Raw genomic sequence first — 20427 nt, 5'->3', positions numbered from 1 at the left:
CGGCACCGCCACCATGGAGTCGGGTGTGATTGCAGAAGAACCGACTGCGACCTTTCCCGCGAAGATTCACGTTGTCGATTCGCACACCGAGGGCGAGCCCACGCGCGTGGTGCTGGATGGGTGGCCACAGCCGCGCGGCGCTACGATGGCGGAGCGGAGCGACGATATGCGCACGCACTTCGATCATCTGCGACGTGCAGTGGTGTGCGAGCCGCGCGGCAACGACGCGATCGTCGGCGCGCTGTTGACGCCACCCGTGAATCCGGATTCGACGACCGGTGTGATCTTCTTCAACAACGGAACGTATCTGGGGATGTGCGGACACGGCGCGATCGGTGTCGTGCGCACGCTGCAGCACCTCGGCCGCGTGCAACCAGGCACAATCCGTCTGGACACGCCAGTCGGGACGGTTTCGGCTGAGTTCAGTGTCGATGGCAGCGTGACGATCGAGAACGTCCCGTCATTCTGTCACGCGCGCAACGTCGAGGTTCAGGTGCCAGGCATTGGTCTCGTAGTGGGCGACGTCGCGTGGGGCGGCAACTGGTTCTTCATCACGCACGACACGCCGATCCCGGTAACCGCCTCGAACGCGAAGGAATTGACCCGCGTGACGCAGGCGATTCAGGATGCGATCAACGCCGCCGGCATCACCGGCGCGAACGGGGAGCCGATCGATCACATCGAGATCTCGGCGGCACCGACGCGCGCGGATGCGGATTGCAGAAACTTCGTGCTGTGCTCTGGTGGTGAATACGACCGCTCTCCGTGTGGCACCGGAACGTCGGCCAAGCTTGCCGTGCTCTATGCCAAGGGTGAGATCACGCTCGGGACTCGGTGGCGCCAGGAGAGCATCAGCGGAAGCCTTTTCACGGGTTGGCTCACGACGAACGAGCGCGGTGAGCTGATTCCGCACATTCGCGGTACGGCTTACGTGACCGCTGAGGCTACGCTGCTATTCGATCCGACGGACCCGTTCCGCGGTGGAATCCCTTCGGCGTGATCCGCACTGCACTGGTGCTGCACGTGGACGGGACGCGGTGACTGCGCACCACGACGCTGTGGTTGTCGGCGCGGGGATCGTCGGTGCAGCGTGCGCCGAGGCGCTGTCCCGGTCGGGGATGAGCGTGCTCGTGCTCGACGCGAGCTTCGCCGGAAGCGGTACGACAGCGGCTGGCATGGGTCATCTGGTTGTGATGGATGACTCGCCTGCGCAGCTCGCTCTCACCGCGTATTCAGGACGGCTGTGGGCGGCGCTGGCGCCAGAGCTGCCGCGTAACGTCGAGCACGAGGCGTGCGGCACCCTCTGGGTTGCGGAAGATGATGAGCAGCTCGAAGCAGTGCGCGCAAAGCAAAGTGTGTATGCCGATAGCGGCGTCGCGACTGAGATACTGTCCCCAGCGCAGCTTGCCGAAGCCGAACCGCATCTGCGACCCGGTCTGGCTGGCGCCCTGCTCGTGCGCGGCGATGCGGTCATCTATCCGCCGAATGGTGCGCGGGCGCTGCTGCAGCGCGCGATCGCCAACGGGGCCAGCGTGCGGGAGGGCGTTCGTGTAAACGCGATCGGCGCGCGTGAAGTGATTGCCGGCAACGAACGGATCTCATGCGACTGCGTGATCAACGCAGCCGGTGCGCTGGCGCCGGAGCTTACTCCCGGCATTCCGATCGTACCACGCAAGGGACATCTCGTCATCACAGACCGGTATCCGGGATTCTGCCGGCACCAGCTGGTCGAGCTTGGATATCTGACCAGCGCTCACACGATGACGACTGAATCGGTCGCGTTCAACGTTCAGCCGCGGGCTACCGGGCAGATGTTGATCGGTTCATCGCGCGAGCTCGTCGGATGGGACGGATCGATCAATCGGTCCATCGTGCGCAGGATGCTCGATCGCGCGCTCGACTTCATGCCGGGACTGGCGCTCGCATCGGCGATCCGGACGTGGACCGGCTTTCGTCCTACGACCCCGGACAAGCTGCCCCTCATCGGCTCATGGGACGAGATGCCGGGACTATGGATCGCGGCCGGTCACGAGGGACTCGGTATTACGACATCGGTTGGAACGGGACAGCTGCTCGCCGATCTCATCACTGGGCGCGCCCCCGCGATCGATCCAGCGCCATTCGCTCCGTCGCGGGTGCTCGCCGGCGTTGGAGCGCATTGATGGCAATCAACGGTGCCGCGGCGGAGCTGAACATCGTTGTTGACGACCAGCGCATTCGTGTAGCTGCCGGGACGACTGTGGCGGCCGCGCTGTTCAATCTTGGAACTGCGGCTTTTCGCAGATCGGTTTCAGGCGAGCCGCGCGGCCCCGTCTGTGGCATGGGTGTCTGCTTCGAATGCAGAGTGACGATCGACAGCAGACCACATCAGCGTGCGTGTCTCATCGCTGTCGCTGACGGAATGCACATTCGCACGGCCACCGAAGCATGATGGCGCCGCTAGCTGGCACGGATGCGACGCTCATCGTAGCTGACGTCGCGGTCATCGGTGCGGGACCGGCCGGAATCGCCGCCGCCACCCGCGCGGCGGAGTCGGGTTTGCGTGTTGTCGTGCTCGATCGCGGACTGGAGACCGGCGGACAGATCTGGCGTCACATGAGTGGCGGCCCGGTTCCGCGCATCGCGCAGCACTGGATTGCACAGCTCTCGCGTTCCGGTGCGCAGGTGATTCACGGTACATCCGTAGTAGATGTGCAGCATGAAGACGCAGAATTCGAGATTCTGGCGGATTCGTCCGGCAGCGCGCTGCGCGTGCGTGCTGGCAGGATCATACTCGCGACGGGGGCGCGCGAACTGTTCATCCCATTCGACGGATGGACCCTTCCCGGTGTAATGGGCATCGGCGGCGCCCAGGCATTGCTCAAGTCCGGTGCATCATTCGCCGGCAAGCGCGTGATTATTGCCGGATCGGGGCCGCTCATGCTCCCCGTCGCGGCATCGCTCGCGAACTCGGGCGCGAAGCTGATACTCGTCGCCGAGCAGGCCCGGCGCAGCGCGGTGATGCGCTTTGCAGCCGGCTTGTGGCGAGCACCTGCGCTGGTCGCGCAGGCGGCTCGCTATCGCGCACGCTTTCTATCGACATCATACTCGACCGGCACGTGGGTGACTGCGGCACACGGAGCCGATCGGTTGGAGAGCGTGACGGTAACCAATGGTCGCCGGACCTGGCGTGAGGCAGTCGACGTGCTCTGCACCGGCTACGGCCTCATACCGAACGTCGAGCTCGCACGACTGCTTGGTTGCGAGACGCGAGACGGGGCCATTGCAGTGGATGCGCAACAGCGCACCACCGTTGCCAACGTGCTCGCGGTAGGCGAGGCGACGGGGATTGGCGGAGCGCCGTTGTCGTTGATCGAAGGCGAGATCGCAGGGTCGGCCGTCTCGCCGCGGGCCCGTGTCTCCGATGCATTGCTACGAAAGCGAGCTGCGCTCGAGATCGCCGCTCGACGCATGCTCGACGCCTTCGCACTTCGGCAGGAACTGCGGTCGCTTCCTTCCGCCGAAACGATCGTGTGCCGGTGCGAGGATGTGTCGTACGGCGCTGTGAAGGATTCGGTCTGCGCGCGCCAGGCCAAGTTGTACACACGTGTCGGCATGGGTCCTTGCCAGGGCCGCACGTGCATGCCAGGGCTGGATTTTCTTCTCGCCTGGCAGCCGGACACGGTTCGACCGCCAATCGAACCGGCGCTGGTGTCAGTTCTGTCGTCGGAGCTCGCGGATGACGCGGCTGCTTCGATCCTTTTCAATTCCTCTGTCGGAGATGCGTACCAATGAAGAAGGCGCAATGGACGGGTGTGTTCCCCGCGATCACAACGCCGTTCAAGCAGGATCTGACTGTCGATCACGAATTCGTGGCACGCCATGTTTCGTGGCTCGTAGATCACGGCTGCACCGGTATCGTTGCGCTCGGGTCGCTTGGTGAAAGTGCAACACTCGACTTCGACGAAAAGGTCGAGGTACTTCGAACCTGCGTGAGCTCGGTCGGCAAGCGTGTTCCGGTCGTCGCCGGCATCGCGGGCCTTCAGACCGCTGAATGTGTCATGCTCGCCAAACGAGCGGCGCAGGCGGGATGCGAAGGCCTCATGGTGCTTCCTCCCTACGTGTACAAGGGCACGTGGCCCGAAATGCGCGCACACTTCAGCGCCGTGATCGAGGCGACGGATCTTTCGTGCATGCTCTACAACAACCCGATCGCGTACGGTACGGACGTCACTCCGGAACAGGTGGCTGAGCTGACGAAGCATCCGAATCTCCACGCAGTGAAGGAATCCAGTGGCGACGTACGCCGGGTGACGGCGGTCGTTGCGCGAGTGGGCGACAGACTCAACGTATTCGCCGGCCTGGACGACATGATCGTCGAATCCATCGTCATGGGCGCCAGCGGATGGGTCGCCGGCCTGGTCAACGCGTTTCCTGCCGAATCCGTGGAGCTGGTGCGGCTGGCCAGCGCGGGCAAGATCAAGGAAGCGCGAGCGATCTACGACTGGTTCCTGCCGCTGCTACGCCTCGATACCGTGCCGGAATTCGTTCAGTACATCAAGTTCGTGCAGCAGGAGATGGGTTGCGGGACGGCGTCCGTCCGTGCGCCGCGTCTCGAGCTGCCGCCTGCCGCAGCCGCAGAAACCAGAGCGCTGCTTCGGGATCACCTGGCGCGTCGTCCCGCCATCAAATCCACACCGATGACGACCACGGCGTCTGCTGCCTGATCGGTTACCCTCTTCACGGCAACTGTCATGAATCTTCATTCGAGCTGCGCCGTACGGTCAGAAATGCTTCACCGCCTGGCGTACGTCGCGGCAGCAGCGACCATCGTGTCGGGTGTTCCGGTACGGCTGCACGCGCAGCTACCCGCGCATGTCGATTCATCGCTACACCGGATCTTCGATTCAAGAGCCTACGTCGGCGATCGGGCCGCCCCCGCACGCTGGCGTGATGACGGGATTCACTACACCACACTCGAGCCATCGAAGGATGTCGCGGACGGCACCGACATCGTGCAGTATGCAGCGGGGACCGGCGCGCGAGAGGTTCTGGTCTCGGCACGACTGCTCCGTCCATCGACTTCGGCGAAGCCGCTCGAAGTGGATAACTACGCGTGGTCGCCGGACGGAAGCCATCTGCTCATATTCACGAACACCCAGAAGGTGTGGCGCCAGAACACACGCGGTGATTACTGGGTGCTCGATACGCGTTCCGGTGTGCTGCATCGCGTGGGTGCCAGCACTGAGCCGAGCACGCTCATGTTTGCCAAGTTCTCCCCGGACGGGTCGCACGTTGCGTACGTCTACAAGGGCGACCTGTACGTCGAGCCGACTGCCGGTGGTGCCGTAACGAGACTGACGAGCGATGCGACACGCACGCTCGTCAACGGCATGAGTGACTGGGTATACGAAGAGGAATTCGATCTGCGCGATGGGTTCAGATGGAGCCCCGACTCGCGACACATTGCGTTCTGGCAATTCGACATGTCCGGGGTCCGTGACTTCACGCTCATCAACGATACGGACTCGTTGTATCCCGTAACGAAGGAAATTCAGTACCCCAAGGCAGGAACAACCAATTCAGCCGTTCGGGTCGGCGTCGTCGATGCCACCGGTGGCCCCGTGGTCTGGGCCAAGCTCACCGGCGACCCGCGCAACAACTACGTCCCCTGGATGGAATGGGCCGACTCGAACAACGTAGTCATCCAGCGGATGAACCGGCTCCAGAACACGGATAATCTCGTGCTCGCGAGCGTGAGTACCGGTGACGTTCATCATCTGCTCACGGAACAGGATACCACCTGGGTCGACATGCGTGAGCAGGACTTCCAGTGGTTGAACGGCGGCAAGGAATTTCTCTGGCCGAGCGAGCGCGACGGATGGCGCCATATATATGTAGGCAGTCGTGCGACAAGCGAATTGCGGCTTGTCACACCCGGTGCGTACGACGTGATCTCCGTCGCTGGCATCGATCAGAAGCGTGGCTGGCTCTACGTCGTCGCGTCGCCGACGAACGCTACGCAACGGTATCTCTACCGCGTATCGTACCGGTCGCCAGGTCCGCCCGAGCGCGTGACTCCCGCAAATCTCACTGGCACCAACAACTATTCGATTTCGCCGAACGCACAGTGGGCAGTCCACGCGTATTCGACGTTCGACACGCCGCCCGTTACCGACATCGTCGAGCTGCCGGCGCACCGCTCCGCGCGCACGCTCGTCAGCAACGCGGCGCTCAAGACCGCGGTCGCGCCACTCATGCAGCCTCCCGTCGAGTTCTTCCAGGTTCACATCAGCGACGGTGCTACACTCGATGGCTGGATGCTGCGCCCGCGCAATTTCGATCCGAAGAAGAAATATCCAGTGCTCGTCCAGGTATATGGCGAGCCGGCCGCACAGACGGTGGTGGACCGCTGGGGCGGCCCCGGAATGTTGTGGCATCGTATGCTGGCCGACCTGGGCTATATCGTTGTCAGCTTCGACACCCGCGGTACGCCAGCGCCAAAGGGTCGGGCATGGCGTCACGTCATCTACGGCGCGATCGGTCCGCTTTCGAGTCAGGAAGAGGCGGATGCGGTACGCACCTTCGCGCGCACCAGATCGTACGCCGATAGCAATCGCGTCGCGATATGGGGCTGGAGCGGCGGCGGATCGAGCACGCTAAACGCGATGTTCCGTTATCCCGATGTGTACAAGCTCGGCATGGCCGTGGCACCAGTCGCGGATCAACGGTTGTACGACACGATTTACGAGGAGCGCTACGTCGGCCTGCCGTCCACCAATGCGCACGGCTACGATGTCGGATCGCCGATCAACTTCGCAGAGGGGTTGCGCGGCAAGTTGCTGGTGGTGCACGGCTCGGGTGATGACAACGTTCACTATCAGGGCACCGAGCGTCTCGTCAATCGCCTCGTGTCACTCGGCAAGGAGTTCGACATGATGGTATATCCCAATCGCACTCACTGCATTTGTGAGGGCGCGGGAACCACGCTTCACGTCTACTCGTTGTTGACGCGGTATCTGCTGACCAACCTGCCGCCGGCGAAACCCTGACGTTCGATCACGCGTAAATGGGCCAGGCGCGGATACATCCCACGGACATCCGATTCCGATCGCACGTAAATGGGCCAGGCGCGGAAGAATCCGCGCCCTACGCGAGACCGCCAATTCGGCGCGTGGACAGTGTCGTCAATTATGCAACTCTTACCGGCGCGTTGTGTTTTCCCGCCTGATCCGCCGGCAGCCATAGCGTGAACACGGATCCGCCCTCGAACCAGTCAGTCACCGTGATGTCGCCGCCCAGGAGGCGCGCGAAGCGACGACTGATTGCGAGTCCTACACCCGATCCGGCGATCCCTTCGTTCTCCGGCAACCGGAAGAACTCTTCGAAGATGCGCTCCTGAAACGGCGCCGGGATGCCGGGGCCCGTATCCCGCACGTCGATCGCGATTCGCGGATCGCTCTTGCTCGGTCCGCGCACCGACAGTCGCACGCGGCCGCCGGCCGGCGTGTACTTGATCGCATTCGAAACGAGATTGCCAAGAATCTGGCGTACGCGCGCCGGATCGGTGCTCGCAAGAATGGACGAATTGCCAGCGGCGCGCGGTTCATCCGATTCCATCAGGGTGTCGGTGTCGAACGCGAGGTCCAGATCGGAGTGCTGCGCTTCAGCCATGAAATCCGCTACCACGATTCGCGCAAGACTCTCCACTTCGGTCGGCACTCGCTGCAGTTGCAGACCGTCGGAGCCATCGCGATACAGTTCCAGCAGGTCATTCACGGTAGTCACGGATAATGTGACGAGTCCCTTGATCCTGCCGAGCATTTCGCGCTGCTCCGTGGAAACAGGCCCCACCATGTTGTCTTCGAGCAGCTCCGCATAGCCGTACGCTGCGCCGAGTGGATTCTTGAGGTCGTGCGTAAGGCCGCGAACGAGCGTGGCCTTGGATAGCATCGCACGTGCGAGCGCTGCTCTGTCGCGCTCCGCGGCGTGCGCGAAGAACAGCGTGCGCCGCCCTGTCCAGAAGAGCACCAGCGCCGCGGCAAGTGCCAGCGGTGCGAGTATGACGGCCGATATCAGGTTGACACGCTCGAGGCGTCGAATGCGCCCGCGTTGCTGCAGTCCCAGCGCCTGGAAATAGCTGTCCAGCGACTCGGCGGAGTTGAGAACCTGTTGCCCGGTTATGCTCAGACCTTTCGTGAGTCTCGCCGCCGCAACTCCAGACGTGGCCACCTCCGAATCCATCCGGTCGTGCCACGATTTTGCAAGCGTGCGCAGCTCCACGAATTGCTCGACGGCATCCGGCCCCACACGTCGTGCAACCGAATCGAGCGCCAATTCGTCGACCCGCTCACGCAACTTGGCGACCGAGTCACCCGACGCACTCGCCGCCGGCGTGCCGGCGGCATTCTCACCTTCGTGGATCAGTAGTTGTGTCGCGAACGCCACTTCGAGATCGTTGACGATCACTCGTCCCGCGCCGCTGCCATCGGTAAGTTGATCGCGCAACCGGCGCACGCGATAACTCACCAGCACCGGAGTCGCGGTCAGAACCGCGAGTACGACGGCGACGAATGCGAGAGGCGCCCACCATGCCGTTCGTCGCGTCGCCGAAGCGGAATGATCAATACTTCCGGCGCTATATCCTCGCGCCGGCGTCGCCCAACGCGTCAGGCTGGATTGAGTTGGCCCGCCTGTCATGCCGAGTTCCTCGATCGTTGACGTCGCGAAAGGGGGCGCATCGTGGCTCGGATCAGCATCCGGTCACGTCACCAGAAGCGATATCATACCCAGCGATCGGCAGCATGGTCCCGGGTCGCCCCGGAGACAAACGAGTATTTCTGCTACGAAATGAGAGTTCCGCGATTCAACGCACCGGCGGCTGGGTCGCCACGAGGACAGCCGTCGCCGCGATCACGAGCACTCCAGCTGTGAGCTCGATCCACACCGAGCGTCGGAAGCCGCCGACTGCAGATCCACCGGTCTCCCGATGAGCGAGTGCTCCCCGCATCCGCAGCCAGTTGAACGCACCGCCCGCGAGTACCAGCATCACGAACCCAAGCTTTATTAGGAGCACCGTCCCGTACGTCGAATGGAACAGCGCCGCAAAAGATCCGACACGCATCCACGCGGCAAGCCCTCCGCTGGCGACGACGAATCCCGCAGACACCAGCGCCAGCGGACTGAACGCATTCACCAGTCTTGCAACCAATGGCAGCCCTCCGGGCGCGCGCGCATCCGTGTCGATGGAATTCCCAATCGAGAGCGCCGCGGGCACGCCAACCACTGTGAGGGTCAGCAGGCCACCCAGCCACGCGCCTGCCGCAACCACGTGAATCACGTCGATGGCAATGGAGAGGCTTCTGTTTCCGGGCGCCGCCATGGCGTGTCCGGAGAATGCAGGCGTTGCAGCAAGCGCCACTGAAACAAACGCCACCACGAGCCAAGGTGTTCCTTGTCGACGCGAGCCACGAGCCGATGCAAAGGCGATGCACACGATCACCGTGATGACAAACTGCGTGATCCAGACTCTCCCCCAGAACATGCCCAGGAGCGACCCCATCGCCAGGTTTCCTCCGACGACGGCGTGCTCCGCGTACAGCCGGCATACCGAGGCTATGAGAAAGACGATTCCGGCGGCAAGCCCGAGCCTGGCCGCCTGCCTCGTCGCGCGATCGTCGAACGCCCCGACAGTGTCTGCATCGCCCTCCGAGCTCACCCTCGACAGTACCAGCAGTACGAACGCTGCCACGCCCACTACCGTTATAAGGGCGACGAAGGTCAGCCAGCGCGCCAGGACGTAGGCCGGCGCTTCCACATCCATTCCCTGCACGGGAGCGGGAGATGTCCTGGCGCTTGCTGCCCCGACGCTATCGTGCTGTATTGCGCCGGTGGATGTACTGCCGGCGCCTGTCGTTTCCCCGGCTGCGCTGTCGACCACGAAGGTGAAGCTGCCTCTGGAGGGGTGCCCATCATCCTTCGCGACCGTGCGCCAGGCTACCGTGTACTTTCCCGGCCGAAGAGGGGCATCGATCGTCGCAAGCAGGTGCAGCGGATTGGTGGGGTCGACCTTCACCGGCCCGACCGCTGTGCGGCTGGCACCCGGCCCGGTTATGGAGATCGTGGTCAGCGTGGCTTCGGCAGCTTCACTGTACCACAGTTCGATCCCGGTCGGCGCGACGGTCATGTGAGATCCCGCCGACGGTGTGCTCCTGACCAGGTGTGCGTGGGCCCACGCCGTTCGGGGGGCGGCGACCGTCAGTGCTGCCACGACGATCGCTATCAGCCATCGGGCAGTACGTGTCGCAATCACTGGCGAGCGGGCCGCCGTCGGCCGCCGTCCAAATGGTGCGGCTGGTACGTCGCCGTTGTCTCTATAGGGAGTCAAACGCCTTGCTTCGATCCCGGTCGGAGCGGGGATTCTCTGACCAGCCAAAATTTCCCTGTTCCCCGATCCAGCGCTCCGCCGGGGTGCCTCCAGTCCAATTTCTTGCGCTATCAAAGTCGAAAATATGGGGTCGTGATTCAACGCGTCTCACGGGGCTGTTTCATAGGAGAAACATACCGTCTTGCGCGCGCGCCGCTGGACCATATCCGAGCTCAACGGCATGATAAACATATGATTATTAGTCTGGCGCGATACTGGCAGACATTCACTCGAACAGCAGTCCGGAATATGCCCTCTGCGGATGCAGCGGCGCATGTAACCACTATGGGAGATCAGCATATATGAGTCGTGCCGCAAGATGGATATCACCAGCTGTCCTGCTGGCGATTACGCTCGCCGCTTGCCAGAAGGGTGAAAAGGGCACGAGTGCGGGCGCGACAACGTCAGCCAGCAACGCCACGGCGCCGGCCACCGATTCAACAACCGTGTCCCAGACGGCGGAGCTACAGGCACAGAAGGACTCGCTCATGGGCGTTACGCGCAGCCTTCTGGCGGCGATGGCGTCAATCGACTCGGCAACCTCCTCCGCTGGCATCAAGGCGAAGAACAAGGGAGAGCCGATTACTTCTTATGAAGAAGGCGTTCGCGCACGGACGGTCCAGGCTCTCGCGCGGCTCAAAAGCACTCAGGCCCGTCTTCGCACCATCGACGAACGGGTTTCCAGGTTGGGTGGCCAGAACTCCCAGCTCAAGGCGCAGGTTACAGAGTTCCAGACGACGGTCGCGGCATTGCAGACCCAGCTCGCGTCGTCGCAGACGCGGGCCGATTCACTGGTCCGGCAGCTCTACGCGGCGAACATTCGTGGCGATTCGCTGCAGTACCGTACGCAGCAGCTGGGCTACACCATCGATTCCACAGCCTATGAGAATCGCAGGGTGTTCGTCGTAAGCGGCACGGCCGACTATCTCGTGAAGCACCACATCGCGCAGGTGGTTGGCGGATCGCGCTTCCCGTTCATCGTGAAGATCGGCCAGACCATCCGACCGGCGAATGGCCATCCGGATTCCACGCTGTTCCGTGCGTTCGACATGTCTGCGATGACGACGGTTCCAGTAGATACGACGCGCACGTACGAGATCATCTCGTCGCAGGACCTCACCGGTGCAGATCGGTCCAATGCAAAGGGCCGGGTGTTCCACGGGGCGATTCACATTACTGACCCGAAGACCTTTTGGCGCCCCTCGCCGTACCTGATTCTGCTCGTGCCGTAGGCACGTTACGATAGGGCTCTTGATGAAGGGGTCCGGCGGCGTGATGCTGCCGGGCCCCTTTTTTTGTGTTACAATTTCCGACCAATCGATCCAGGAATTTCTCATGCCGGTCCATTTCCCGTTCGACGCGTCGATCGCGAGCGCATCGACGATTCCGTCGCGTCTCTATACGGATGCGGTGTATCTCGAGCTGGAGCAGGAGCGGATATTCGGCCGAACGTGGCAGCTCGTGGGGCGTGCGGAGCAGGTCGCCGAGTCGGGACAGTTCTTCACTGCCGACGTCGCGGGCGAGGGAATCGTGATACTGCGCGACGGTCCAACGCTGCGCGGCTTTCACAACGTCTGTCTGCACAGGGCCGGGATGGTCGCCGTGGGGTGCGGCAAGCGCAAGACATTGCAGTGCCACTATCACGGATGGACGTACAATCTTCAGGGCGACCTGATTCGCGCGCCGGAGATGGAAGGTGTCGAGCGATTCTCCATGGAGGACATGCACCTCAAGCCTGTCCAGGTGGCGCAGTGGGGGCCGCTCGTCTTCGCGAACCTCGATCTCAAGGCGCCACCGTTGAGCGAATTTCTGGAGGACATTCCGGATCGTGCGCGGCACTTTCGCATCGACGAGATGCGCTACGTGATGCGGCGTGAGTACACCCTCAACTGCAACTGGAAGGTGTACATCGACAACTATCTCGAAGGCTATCACATTCCGGTGGTGCATCCCGGCCTTCACAAGGAGATAGCGTACGACCAGTATCGCGTCGAGCCGCACCGGTACTACTCGCTGCAACATGCCCCGCTGCGCCCTGTCGCCGGGAACCGGGAGGAGCGCAACTATCTTCCTCCGGAGCAGAGCGGCACCGCCGACGACCAGGCACAATACTACTGGCTGTTCCCGAATGTCATGCTCAATGTCTACCTTGGTCAGATGCAGACGAACGTGATCCTGCCACTCGGCGTCGATCGCACGCTGACGATATTCGAGTGGTATTCCGCCAGCCCTCCGGCGGACGTGGAGGCCGACGAGACATGGACTCGACTGTTGAAGTTCAGCGATGAGATACAGGTCGAGGATATCGAGATCTGCGAGGCGGTTCAGAAGAATCTGAGATCCAGGATCTACGATCGTGGACGCTACTCGGTCAAGCGAGAGAATGGCGTGCACCATTTTCATTCGTTGCTGCACGAATTTCTGACGTGACCGAGAGTGCCTGAGCTTCCCGACATCACTGTCTACATCGAGGCGCTGAACGCACGAATTCTGCATCAGCGCCTCATCGCGCTTTCTGTATTGAATCCGTTCGTGCTCCGGACTTTCGATCCGCCAATCGCCGAAGCGAGCGGGCGTGAAGTCGTGGAGGTTGGGAGGATCGGTAAGCGAATCGTGATTGGACTGGAAGGCGAGTTGTTCATCGTCATCCATCTCATGATCGCCGGCCGGTTGCGCTGGTTGCCGGCTGGCAAGGCTGCCCCGAAAAAGCTGAGTCTCGCGACGTTCGCGTTTGAAACTGGCACGCTCGTTCTCACCGAAGCCGGAACCACGCGACGTGCCTCGCTGTCACTGATCCGCGGCAGGGAAGCGCTGTCGCAGCTGGATCGGGGCGGGCTCGATGTCTTCGCGTCGGATTTCAGCGAGTTCGCGACGCGACTGCGGAGCGAGAATCACACGCTCAAGCGGTCACTCACCGATCCGCGTCTGTTCGATGGAATAGGGAACGCATATTCCGACGAGATACTGCATCGCGCGCGTCTCTCGCCGGTCGCACTGAGCGGACGCATCAGCGACGATGACGCACTCAGATTGTACGACGCAACACGCGTGGTGCTGCGCGAGTGGACCGATCGTCTGCGCGCGGAGACCGGCGACAAGTTTCCGGAGCGTGTCACGGCGTTCCGTCCTGAGATGGCGGTGCACGGCAAGTACAGGCAGCCGTGCCCGGTATGCGGTACGCCAGTGCAACGTATCAGGTATGCAAGCAACGAGACTGATTACTGCGCCCGGTGCCAGACAAATGGGAAGTTGCTGGCGGATCGCGGACTGTCGCGATTACTCAAACACGACTGGCCCAAGTCGGTGGATGACCTGTGATGCGGAAGCATCGTCCGATCGGATTCAACACCGTCACGTAGCAGGCGTAACCGGCGGCAGGCGAATGTGGGGCACGGATGCATCCGTGCCTGTCACTGTAAATGCTATCGAACCCGCTTTCGCAGGGCTGACGTTCCTTCGACGGTTCCCGTCAGCTTGCTCCATCCTGCGCGAGTCGCTCACGGATCTGACGAATGCGTTCATCCCACCAGGAGAAATCATGATATTCGCTGATCTGTGCGGCGAGCTCGATCTCATTCAGCGCCGTGATTGCGGGGTCCTCGGGCGGCGTTGACGTCTCCGCGCTCAGGATGGCAGCGGGGGGAAGTGCGTGAATTTCGTAATCCGGCGCTGGCAGCATGCGAACGGCCGGCTCGCCAACCCGTATCTCGATCGGCGATATGATGGGGATGCTCATCAGCATTTTGTGTGACCTCCAAGACTGAGGGCGAATGCTGCGCCTGCGAGCACTTGCAGTGTGCACAGCATCAGCAGTGTGGCGTATGTCCAACCGTGATTTCTTACCGACTTCGGAAGCGTACGACGATACAGCAGCCATCCCGCGAGAATCGTCGCCGACTCCAGCGCGAAGTCGACCAACGGCCGCGCATAGAGATTCATACCCACGGTCGGTCCGCCCGGCCACGTCGGCTTGATCCCGGTAAAATAGTCCAGACCCCAGTGCGACACGACCACCAGTGCCACGATCAACATGCCGGTCACGTCGCGAGTGATTGCATATGCAAGCAACCCAAAGACGATCGCAGCAGCTCCAACGGGAATGAATCCGTGTGTGTACATGCCGTTGGGACCGCGACTGATGTCCGCGACACAGTATCCGGCGTCGAGCCAATCCGGGATCTGCGCCGCGACGAGCACGAGCCACAGAGGGAGCGTCTTCCGGAACGAGTACGCACCAAGCCCAAAGCCGATGTGACCAGCGTACACTATTGCACCTGACCCTGTCGCCGGGCTGCAGCAAGTGATCGTCTGTGAAAGAAGAGTGTGGTGACAACGGGCGCGAGCAACGCCAGTGCGAGGGTGAGGCCTTTTGCCAGATGGATCGGCATTCCGGAGGTAGTGTGTTGTACGCTCCCTAAACTTAGCGGGCGATCACTTCTTCTCTGGAGCCTTGTTTGGCTTGCTGACGTTCTCGCCTACGCCGGCCGCTATGGATGGCCGCGCGAACAGGAAACCCTGGCCCATGACGCAGCCCAGATCCTCGAGCGTCACGCGCTGCGACGCATGCTCGATTCCCTCGGCGATGGTCGAAAGGCCGAGCGTCCCGCCGAGTCCGATGATCGTGCGGGTGAGGGCAGCGCCGGCCGCGTCACGCTCCATCCCTTCGATGAAGGCCTTGTCGATCTTGATGATGTCGATCGGGAACTGCTGCAGATAGCTGAGCGATGAATAGCCCGTGCCGAAGTCATCGATTGCGAGATGAACTCCGAGCTCCTTCAGCTCCTGCAGCCGCTGGACCATCATCTCGGTACGGTGCATGATGACGGTTTCCGTGATCTCGAGGACCAGTCGCTCCGGCGGAAGTCCGGAGTCGGCGAGAGCAGCCGCGACGTCGGAAACGAAGGTCGCGTCCTGGATCTGCTTCCCGGAGACGTTTACGGCGACGCTCATGCGATGTTCATCCGGCAAGCCGTGCCACCAGGCGAAGGCCTGAGTGCAGGCTTCATGAAGCACCCATCGGCCAAGCGGAACGATGAGACCAGTTTCCTCGGCTACCGTGATGAAATCAGCGGGCTGCAATTCGCCGCGGCGAGGGTGATTCCAGCGCACGAGAGCTTCGACGCCGACGACGGTGTCGGTATCGAGCTGGACGAGCGGCTGATAGTGCAGCACGAATTCCGACGCTGGTACCGCCACTGCGTGGCGCAGGTCGGTCTCGAGACCGATCCTGTCGACCACGGCCGTGTGCATCGAAGGCTCGAAGAACTGGTAGCGGTTCTTGCCCGATCCCTTGGCGGAGTACATCGCCACGTCGGCATTGCGGAGCACCTCATCGGCGCCGTCGCTGTCCGAGTGTGGCCGCGCGATGCCTGTGCTGATTCCGACGGTCACCATCTCGTTTCCGATCGGGATCGGCTGTCGCATGGCGCGTGTGATGCGATCGGCAACGATCCTCGCCTCCTCGTCGTCGCGCACATTCTCGAGGAGGATAGCGAACTCGTCGCCTCCGAAGCGCGCGACGGTATCCGAGCCGCGCGTCGCGTTGAGCAAGCGGGCTGCTGCGACGACGAGCAGCTGGTCGCCCGCACTGTGCCCAGCGCTGTCGTTCACCGCCTTGAAGTTGTCGACATCGAGAAACATCACCACCACGCGATCACGGCGAGCTGCGCGTTGCAGTGCCATCTCGACTCGCTGCCTGAACAGCGTGCGATTCGGGAGGTCCGTGAGTGGATCGTGTGATGCCTGATGTGTGAGTCGTTCTTCGAGCGATTTGCGTGTGCGTATGTCCTGCACCATGGCGATGACGCCGAGCGACTTGCCGCTGGTTGCGCTGTGTGCGCGCGACATCGTCAACGCGGCCCATACGATCTCGCCATCGCGGCGAGTATAGCGCTGCTCGGTCGCGAGCTCCGGACTTGCGCCGCTCGAGATCGCCGCCATCGCTGCGGCGAGACCGTTGGCGTCATCGTCGGGAACGAGCTGGTACAGGTGACGGTTCAGCAGCTCTTCGCTGGAGTAGCCAAGGAACTGCTGCATGGCAGCATTCGTGGCGATGATCCGGCCATCGGTATCGATGAGTGCGATGCCGACGGCGGAGTGCTCAAAGACGGCTCGGAAGCGCGCCTCGCTGGCCAGCACGGCTTCGTAGGTCCGATCCTGTCCCGCGACATCCCGGCCGTCGCCGTGAATCGCGTTCCATTCATCGGACAAGCGTCAGCCCGCGTCTGGTGTGGTAGCCATCGTCGTGCTCATCGACTTTACGACGCATATGACAGCCCCTCCGCAACAGCGGGTGCAAAGCCGATACGGTCGCAATGTCAGCGGATTCCGGCCACCTTGTGCGTCTGCACCGATAGCCGCCACTTCGGATGATCGAGGCAATACTGGATTGCTGCTCGGGTTGCCTGTTCAAGCGCCGGTCCATCCATGGGCTGAAGGTAGAAGTGCGTGAACTGGAGATTTGCGAAATGCTCCGGAAGTGCGCGCTCCTGCGGATAGACCAGCTTGAGCTCGTCACCAGTCGTGATCGCGAGCGCTGCGTCTGATTTGGGGCTCACAGAGATCCAGTCGAGGCCGGCTATTGCAGGCTGCGTTCCATTCGTTTCGACAGCAACGCGAAAGCCACGGCGATGCAGTGCCTCCACCGCCGGCCCGTCGAGCTGCAATAACGGCTCACCACCCGTGCACACCACGAACCGTTCAGCACCGTCGTCCGTGGTCGGTCTCCAGGCCGACTCCACCGCACTCGCGAGTGCTTCAGCATCCGCGAACTTCCCGCCGTCAGGGCCAACACCGACGAAATCAGTGTCACAGAACGTACAGACGGCACTCGCGCGGTCGCTCTCGCGACCCGTCCACAGGTTGCACCCTGAAAAACGGCAGAACACTGCCGCGCGGCCGGTGTTTGCTCCTTCCCCTTGCAGCGTGTAGAAGATTTCCTTGACTGTGTACGCCATCGCGCTAAGCGCGCCCTGCGCGTGCGTATGCTATGGGATCGGTGGCTCCTGCCGCACTGAATCCAGCCAGGCGGAGCTGGCACGCATCACACTGGCCGCATGCCTCGCCGGTGGCGGATGGATCGTAGCAGCTCGTGGTCATCGAGTAATCCACGCCGAGCGACACGCCGAGCGCGATGATCTGCGCCTTGGTCAGATCGATGAGCGGTGTGCGGATGGCGATCGTGTTGCCTTCGGCACCGGCGCGGGTCGCGAGATTGGCCATGCACTCGAATGCATGGATGTACTCGGGCCGGCAATCCGGGTAGCCGGAATAGTCGACCGCATTGACACCGATGAATATGTCTCGCGCGTGGGTGACTTCAGCGAACGCGAGCGCGTACGAGAGAAAAATCGTATTGCGAGCCGGTACATACGTGATCGGCACGTCCGTCGCATCGCTCACGTCGCGTCCCTTGGGTACTGCGATGTCCGATGTGAGCGCAGAGCCGCCGAACACGCGGAGATCGATGGTCACGACCTCGTGACGTGCAACGCCATAGCTGTTCGCTATCCGGCGTGCAGCGTCGATCTCGCGGTCGTGTCTCTGCCCGTAGCTGAACGAGAGCGCGTTGACCTCATAGCCGTCGCGCCTGGCAATGGCGAGCACGGTTGTGGAGTCGAGGCCACCACTCAAAAGCACGACGGCGGGACGTGTGTGGGACATGGTGAAATCTACAACAGGCAGTGTCCCGCAGGCCCGCGCCGCGGTGCGCTTTCGGCGGCCATCGTCGTCGCCGAGACCGCCGATAACGAGTATCTTGCACCGCATGACAGCCGTTCTTCCATCGCTGAGCGATCTCGAGGCCGCGACGGAGATCGTCCGCGGGCTCATGCCGCCGACGCCGCAATATGAGTGGCCCTTGCTTGCCGAGCGCACAGGGACACGCGTGATCGTCAAGCACGAGAACCACACTCCCGTCGGAGCTTTCAAGGTTCGTGGCGGAATCGTGTACATGGATCATCTGCAGCGCGGTGCGCAACGGGTTCCGGGCATCGTGACGGCGACGCGTGGCAACCATGGCCAGTCCGTGCCCTTCGCCGCGCGGCGCTACGACATTCCGGTTCTAGTCGTGGTCCCGCACGGGAACAGCGTGGAGAAGAACAGTGCGATGCGAGCGCTGGGCGCCGATCTCGTCGAGGAGGGGCACGACTTCCAGGCGGCAGTCGAGGCGGCTGATCGGATCGCCGTGGAACGCGGCTGGCACAGATTGCCATCGTACCATCCGCATCTGGTGAGTGGCGTCGGTACCTACGCGCTCGAATTCCTGCGGGCTGCACCGGACATGGATACGGTCTACGTGCCGATCGGGCTCGGCTCCGGGATCTGCGGAATGATAGCGGCGCGGGATGGGCTCGGGCTGTCCACCAGAATCGTCGGAGTGGTTTCGACAGGTGCACCGGCCTACGCGCTGTCGGTCTCCGCTGGCGAGGTGGTCTCGCACCCAGTCACCACTGAAATCGCCGATGGAATGGCGTGTCGCACTCCACTCGCGGAGCCGCTCGCAATCATTACGCGCGGCGCCGAGCGCGTGGTGCAGGTGAGCGACGCCGAGGTGGAGGAGGCGATGCGCGCGTACTTCACCGATACGCACAATGTTGCAGAAGGTGCAGGTGCTGCAGCGCTGGCGGCACTGATGCAGGAGCGCGAGGCGATGCGTGGACGTAAAGTTGGTGTGGTGTTATCGGGGGGCAACGTGGATCGCGACGTCTTTGCTCGCGTGCTTGCCCATTAGGCGAGTCACCGGTATTCCTGGTGTGAAATGATGCTCTTACGCAGATCGCTCTGGCTGGTTGCGCTCGTCGCAACGCATCCGCTTGCTGCACAGCGAACAGCCCTGCCTTCCGGCTGGGATGCGTTCACGCAGCTGTTCGACCGCTGTTCCGCTCGCGACAGCATAGTTGGGGGAAGTCTGGTGGTGATGCGCGATGGGAACGTGGTGGCGCGGCACGAGTACGGCTATGCCGACAGGGTGGCGAAGAAGCGCATCGACGACAATACGATCTTCCACTATGGATCGATTACCAAGACGCTCACCGCGATCTCGATCATGCAGCTGCGTGATCGCGGCAAGCTGTCGCTCGACGATCGTGTCACCAGCTACATACCGGAACTGCGGCAGGTTCACGATCCATTTGGGTCGATGGACAGCGTGACGATCAGGATGCTGATGTCGCACTCGGCGGGATTCCAGAATCCGACCTGGCCGTACAAGCAGGGAAAGTCGTGGGAGCCGTTCGAGCCGACGACATGGAATCAGCTGGTTGCGATGATGCCATATCAGGAGCTGTTGTTCAAGCCGGGCGCGCGGTTCAGCTATTCCAATCCCGGCTTCATCTACCTCGCGCGGATTATCGAGCATGTCACCGGTGATCCGTGGGAGAACTACGTTCAGAAGAATATTCTCTCACCGCTGGGGCTCACACACAGTTATTTCGGAATCACACCGTACTATCTGGCGCCGGATCGTTCGCACAATTACACACTGCTGCGTGATTCGACCGGCCGTGAGCTGGTGCAGGACAACGGTACTGATTTCGATCCCGGGATCACGATTCCCAATGGCGGTTGGAATGCGCCCCTTGCCGATCTCGTCGCATACATGGGATTCCTGACCAACGCGACACACGGTGACTCCGCGAAACAGCGCCTCTACGACATCGTCCTCGCGCACTCGAGTCTCGAAGAAATGTGGCGGCCGATCCATCCAACCAAGCCTGCGACTGCCGACGAGACCGAAGCGATGGGGATGTCGTTCTTCGTGGTTCACAAGGGCGGTGCGACTTTCATCGGTCATACGGGCGAACAGGCGGGATTCGTGTCGTTCATGTACCTGAATCCCGCAAATCGCTCAGCCGTGATCGCCGTGTTCAATACGGACACGGATCTCGCGCCGGGAACGGGGCCGGCGGGAAAGGGGCCGTCGGCGTTCGATGCGATACGTGAGGCGGCGTTCGGACTGATCCGGTAATCATCCGGTTCCGGTGCGGTGCAGATGGATCGGGCGCGGTGTACGGCCGATGCCG

The 20427-nt window shown here is 62.3% G+C and carries 18 protein-coding genes; 11 read left to right on the top strand and 7 right to left on the bottom strand.

What is annotated here, in order from left to right; translation table 11 throughout:
* Positions 1–13: 13 nt before the first annotated feature.
* Genes V4529_06875 through V4529_06850 form a run of 6 tightly spaced genes read left to right on the top strand, consistent with a single transcriptional unit; the run spans position 14 to position 7031 of the window.
* The gene (locus tag V4529_06875; protein MES2358053.1) at positions 14–1000 is read left to right on the top strand and encodes a proline racemase family protein; all 987 of its coding nucleotides are present in this window, start codon (positions 14–16) and stop codon (positions 998–1000) included.
* Entirely contained in the window at positions 981–2162 is a 1182-nt protein-coding gene (locus V4529_06870; GenBank protein ID MES2358052.1) for an FAD-dependent oxidoreductase, read from the top strand. Before V4529_06875 ends, V4529_06870 begins: the two co-directional genes overlap by 20 nt.
* Positions 2162–2431 carry a 2Fe-2S iron-sulfur cluster-binding protein gene (locus tag V4529_06865; protein MES2358051.1) on the top strand — a complete coding sequence of 90 codons (270 nt, stop codon included), beginning with the start codon at positions 2162–2164 and terminating at the stop codon, positions 2429–2431. The genes V4529_06870 and V4529_06865 overlap by 1 nt, the downstream gene beginning before the upstream one ends.
* Positions 2431–3774, top strand: coding sequence for an FAD/NAD(P)-binding oxidoreductase (locus V4529_06860; GenBank protein ID MES2358050.1), 1344 nt, complete (start codon positions 2431–2433; stop codon positions 3772–3774). The genes V4529_06865 and V4529_06860 overlap by 1 nt, the downstream gene beginning before the upstream one ends.
* Positions 3771–4706 (top strand): dihydrodipicolinate synthase family protein, encoded by a 936-nt coding sequence (locus tag V4529_06855; GenBank protein ID MES2358049.1) that lies wholly within the window; start codon positions 3771–3773, stop codon positions 4704–4706. Before V4529_06860 ends, V4529_06855 begins: the two co-directional genes overlap by 4 nt.
* A gap of 27 nt (positions 4707–4733) precedes the next feature.
* Positions 4734–7031 carry a DPP IV N-terminal domain-containing protein gene (locus V4529_06850; GenBank protein ID MES2358048.1) on the top strand — a complete coding sequence of 766 codons (2298 nt, stop codon included), beginning with the start codon at positions 4734–4736 and terminating at the stop codon, positions 7029–7031.
* 139 nt (positions 7032–7170) lie between these two features.
* Here V4529_06850 and V4529_06845 read toward each other — a convergent pair whose 3' ends face one another.
* Positions 7171–8679, bottom strand: a complete 1509-nt coding sequence (locus V4529_06845) for a HAMP domain-containing sensor histidine kinase (GenBank protein MES2358047.1) — start codon at positions 8677–8679, stop codon at positions 7171–7173.
* Positions 8680–8845: 166 nt separating this feature from the next.
* A complete protein-coding gene (locus V4529_06840; GenBank protein MES2358046.1) occupies positions 8846–10366 on the bottom strand; it encodes a copper resistance protein CopC in 1521 nt (506 codons plus the stop codon).
* Between the two features lie 341 nt (positions 10367–10707).
* Here V4529_06840 and V4529_06835 point away from each other — a divergent pair, with 341 nt between their 5' ends.
* The 3 genes from V4529_06835 to V4529_06825 are packed head-to-tail and all read left to right on the top strand — an operon-like array spanning position 10708 to position 13723.
* The gene (locus V4529_06835) at positions 10708–11637 is read left to right on the top strand and encodes a hypothetical protein (protein ID MES2358045.1); all 930 of its coding nucleotides are present in this window, start codon (positions 10708–10710) and stop codon (positions 11635–11637) included.
* Positions 11638–11659: 22 nt separating this feature from the next.
* On the top strand, positions 11660–12835 hold the full coding sequence (locus tag V4529_06830; protein MES2358044.1) for an SRPBCC family protein: 1176 nt from the start codon (positions 11660–11662) through the stop codon (positions 12833–12835).
* Positions 12836–12841: 6 nt separating this feature from the next.
* Entirely contained in the window at positions 12842–13723 is an 882-nt protein-coding gene (locus V4529_06825; GenBank protein MES2358043.1) for a DNA-formamidopyrimidine glycosylase family protein, read from the top strand.
* Between the two features lie 151 nt (positions 13724–13874).
* Here V4529_06825 and V4529_06820 read toward each other — a convergent pair whose 3' ends face one another.
* The 5 genes from V4529_06820 to queC form a co-directional block, all read right to left on the bottom strand.
* A complete protein-coding gene (locus tag V4529_06820; GenBank protein MES2358042.1) occupies positions 13875–14141 on the bottom strand; it encodes a hypothetical protein in 267 nt (88 codons plus the stop codon).
* The gene (locus tag V4529_06815; protein ID MES2358041.1) at positions 14141–14671 is read right to left on the bottom strand and encodes a hypothetical protein; all 531 of its coding nucleotides are present in this window, start codon (positions 14669–14671) and stop codon (positions 14141–14143) included. The genes V4529_06820 and V4529_06815 overlap by 1 nt, the downstream gene beginning before the upstream one ends.
* 165 nt (positions 14672–14836) lie before the next feature.
* The gene (locus V4529_06810) at positions 14837–16615 is read right to left on the bottom strand and encodes an EAL domain-containing protein (protein ID MES2358040.1); all 1779 of its coding nucleotides are present in this window, start codon (positions 16613–16615) and stop codon (positions 14837–14839) included.
* A 107-nt stretch (positions 16616–16722) separates the two neighbouring features.
* A complete protein-coding gene (gene queE, locus V4529_06805; protein MES2358039.1) occupies positions 16723–17361 on the bottom strand; it encodes a 7-carboxy-7-deazaguanine synthase in 639 nt (212 codons plus the stop codon).
* Between the two features lie 4 nt (positions 17362–17365).
* Positions 17366–18067, bottom strand: coding sequence for a 7-cyano-7-deazaguanine synthase QueC (gene queC, locus V4529_06800; GenBank protein MES2358038.1), 702 nt, complete (start codon positions 18065–18067; stop codon positions 17366–17368).
* Between the two features lie 103 nt (positions 18068–18170).
* On the opposite strand from queC, the gene V4529_06795 reads away from it, so the two are divergent.
* Together V4529_06795 and V4529_06790 are read left to right on the top strand one after the other, a co-directional pair.
* A complete protein-coding gene (locus V4529_06795; GenBank protein MES2358037.1) occupies positions 18171–19136 on the top strand; it encodes a threonine dehydratase in 966 nt (321 codons plus the stop codon).
* A gap of 30 nt (positions 19137–19166) precedes the next feature.
* On the top strand, positions 19167–20372 hold the full coding sequence (locus tag V4529_06790; GenBank protein ID MES2358036.1) for a serine hydrolase domain-containing protein: 1206 nt from the start codon (positions 19167–19169) through the stop codon (positions 20370–20372).
* Positions 20373–20427: the final 55 nt, after the last annotated feature.

Source organism: Gemmatimonadota bacterium, assembly GCA_040388625.1.
Lineage (GTDB): Bacteria > Gemmatimonadota > Gemmatimonadetes > Gemmatimonadales > Gemmatimonadaceae > Fen-1247.
Note: the sequence above shows the minus strand (reverse complement) of the source record. Positions and strands in the feature narration are given on the sequence as shown.